At 70.8% G+C, this 2730-nt stretch carries 5 protein-coding genes; 2 read left to right on the top strand and 3 right to left on the bottom strand.

Annotated elements, in window-relative coordinates; all coding sequences use genetic code 11:
• The first annotated feature begins 151 nt into the window (after positions 1-151).
• Positions 152-481 carry a DUF6354 family protein gene (locus ABT093_RS40815; protein ID WP_350572575.1) on the top strand — a complete coding sequence of 110 codons (330 nt, stop codon included), beginning with the start codon at positions 152-154 and terminating at the stop codon, positions 479-481.
• A gap of 249 nt (positions 482-730) precedes the next feature.
• Complete coding sequence (locus ABT093_RS40810; RefSeq protein WP_350572574.1) at positions 731-1021, top strand: hypothetical protein; 291 nt, start codon at positions 731-733, stop codon at positions 1019-1021.
• 87 nt (positions 1022-1108) lie between these two features.
• Here ABT093_RS40810 and ABT093_RS40805 read toward each other — a convergent pair whose 3' ends face one another.
• The 3 genes from ABT093_RS40805 to ABT093_RS40795 all read right to left on the bottom strand — a co-directional run.
• Positions 1109-1453 (bottom strand): hypothetical protein, encoded by a 345-nt coding sequence (locus ABT093_RS40805; protein ID WP_350572573.1) that lies wholly within the window; start codon positions 1451-1453, stop codon positions 1109-1111.
• Positions 1454-1494: 41 nt separating this feature from the next.
• Positions 1495-1890 carry a hypothetical protein gene (locus ABT093_RS40800; protein ID WP_350572572.1) on the bottom strand — a complete coding sequence of 132 codons (396 nt, stop codon included), beginning with the start codon at positions 1888-1890 and terminating at the stop codon, positions 1495-1497.
• Between the two features lie 168 nt (positions 1891-2058).
• Positions 2059-2730 (bottom strand): GNAT family N-acetyltransferase (locus ABT093_RS40795; RefSeq protein ID WP_350572571.1); only part of this gene is annotated, 672 nt, incomplete at its 5' end.

The following is a 2730-nucleotide window of genomic DNA, read 5'->3' as shown; positions in this document are numbered from 1 at the left end:
ATCCTGGTGAACAACGCCGCCACCATGCTCCGGGGCAAGTTCGCCGACACCACGGAGGAGGACTTCGACAGGATCATGGCACTCAACGTCAAGGCGCCCGCGACCCTAGGCTGCTGCCCGCAGGGCAGCCCGAACCAGAGAGAGAAGAGTCATGGCTCCCACCGTCACAAAGGGCCAGCTGTACCGAGACCTCGCCCCCGACATGAAGTCCCGCGACCGGCGGCTGCGCGTTCTCGCCGTCGGGGATACCCGCGCCGACCTCGTGGTCGAGCACGACCTCGGCGGGTCGGCGGGCAAGAAGACCCACGCGAGCCTCACCCGGCTGCGCTCCGCCGCGTTCGAGCTCGTCGAGGACGCGGCCGATGCCGATCCGCAGTACCTGGCGCTGCTGGCCGCCATGGCCGAGGTCCACCGGCCCGATGCCGTCCCGGCCGACTACGCACGAGCGGCTCTTCGCGTCGTCCGCGCCGCCGAACAGTAGCCCCGCTCGCGTCCGACCGAGCCGGACGGCGTTCGCCGGTTCTCGCCGGGAGCCCGGCACCGAGCAGGGACGGCAGCGCACCCGCGAGTGACGCACATCACTCATGCGGTGCTGAAGTTTGTTGCCGATTGAGGCCCCTGCCGGGACCGGGGAGTGAAGGTGCCACTCGATCCGGTGTTGGAGGACTTGATGATCCCGTTGAAGACAACCCTGCCGACGGTCACACCCCCGGGGGCTTACGGGCGGCTCGTGGAGCTGATCACGGCCTCCACGCTGCTGGACGGCGAGGCGGCGGAGCGGCTCGCCGACGGCATGCTCGGGCAGCTCGGGCTCTACGGTCCCACCCCGGAGCACATGGACGGCATGTGCTCGGCGATGTTCTACAGCGCCGAGCCGGAGGTCGAGGGCTGGGTGCAGTGCGACAAAGCACCGGGGCACGCGCGACGCGGAAGTCCGCTGCACACCAACCGGTGGAGCAGGGTGTCCTGGTGTGACGATCACCGGCAGGCTCTGCCTGCCGGTGCCGGGGATGAGGACTGACCCAGGGTTCCGGCCGTCTTGAGCGCCGACGGAGCGCACCGTGCCGTTGGCGCTCAGGAGCTGCGGGCAATCCCCGTACTCGGCGGCTCAGACACCCCGCCGGGCGTCCGAGGGCGGCATCAGGAACACGTCCACCGCCGGCCCTCGCTCTCGCACGGTTCGGACCAGCTCGTGGAGTTCTTGATCGACAGGACGGCGGGCGAGCAGCCGCTCCGCATCCGCGAAGATCACGAAGCGCTCCTCGCCAGTGTCGACGAACGGTCCGAAGCGGGCCCGAGCTGCATCGGGCCCCAGTTCGCGGCACTCGATCGCGTGCTTGGCGCGCTTCAGCTGGGCGACGAACTCTGCGGTGGCGGCCTCGGGCGGAAGTCCCTGCTTCCCGCGCGTGACTGAGCCGAACTGCCACGGCCGGTTGGAAAGCTGATGGTCCATGCCTTGATTATCTTCTGATGCGCAGGATCTGACGCAGCTCCTCAGGACACCGTCGCGGGCAGCAGCGCCCCGGCCGGCTGGGAGGCGGCTGCCTCGGCAAGATGGCGGCGGGCCAGGCGTTCCTTCTCCACGGCGGTGCGCAGGTGCCACAGCGAGATGACGGGCAACAGGCCGCCGAGCCGGGACGCGGCCCCCAGAGCTTCGGCGACCTCCGCCAGGTCTACCGCAGCACTACGCAGTCGCTCGTCTCTCCGGTCGGCGCGCAGACGCTCGACCAACTCGTCCAAGAGCAGAGCGAGTTCACTGGTGCCGGGATCGTCGGGCACATCGCAGCCCCACCACTGAGCGGCCTCACCAAGGGCAGCCAAGGCGGCATCTCTGCTGAGCCGCGCCCCAGGGGCTTTCACGTCACCGTTCGTCACGATCACATCGTGCACTGCGGAAGTTCCCCGCTGGGTGCGTTCCGGGGAACTCGCGCGATCCCGCAGGCCGGCCGGGAAGGGCGACGTCAGTTCCGACGACGGGTTGGGCTCCGCTGGCCAGCGCCGCACGGACCGGCTGGATGATCGGGTCCAGGTCCTCGGGGGGGGGTGCAGCGGGGCGGGTCATGGCCGAGTGGCATCGCGGGCAGCTGGCATCGCGTGCCCGGCCGGGGGCTCCGGCTCTGCACGGTCCAGCCAGGCGATCCAGGCCCCGTCTGCGGCTCTGCCGAGGTGGAGGTCGGGGGTGTGGTCCTTCTGGTGCGCGCAGATGCGTCCGTGGGCGCCGTGCCGGGCGGGGCAGAGCCGGGCCATCTGATCGGGGGTGAGGACGGACAGGTCTTCTGGCAGCGTGCGGCCGGCTGCGGTCGCACGCGCTTCGGCTCCCCGCCGGCGTTCGACGTCCTCGCGGCGTGCGTCCAGTACCCGGGCCCAGCGCAGCGCGGTGTCCTCGCCGCCCGGGGTGTAGAGGCACTGCGGTTCGCCGTACTCGAGGAGCGTGTCGAGCAGGGTCATGCCCAGCGACTCCAGCAGGCGGCGGGAGGCGGTGTTGCACTCCTGTGTGACGGCGATGAGGGGGCCGCCGTCGGGGACCTCCGCGGTCCACCAGTCGACAGCGGTGCCCACGGCTTCGCGCCCCAGGCCCTGGCCCCAGGCTGATGGCAGGAGTTGGTAGGAAATCTCGGCCCTGTCCGCACAGCGGCTGTCGGCGGTGATGCTGACCAGGCCGATCGCCTCGCCTCCAGTGGCGGGGGCGACCGCCCACACGCCGGGCGTGGTCGGGTACTCGCGTTGACG

This window comes from Kitasatospora sp. NPDC002551 (assembly GCF_040296005.1).
Taxonomy (GTDB): domain Bacteria; phylum Actinomycetota; class Actinomycetes; order Streptomycetales; family Streptomycetaceae; genus Kitasatospora.
Note: the sequence above shows the minus strand (reverse complement) of the source record. Positions and strands in the feature narration are given on the sequence as shown.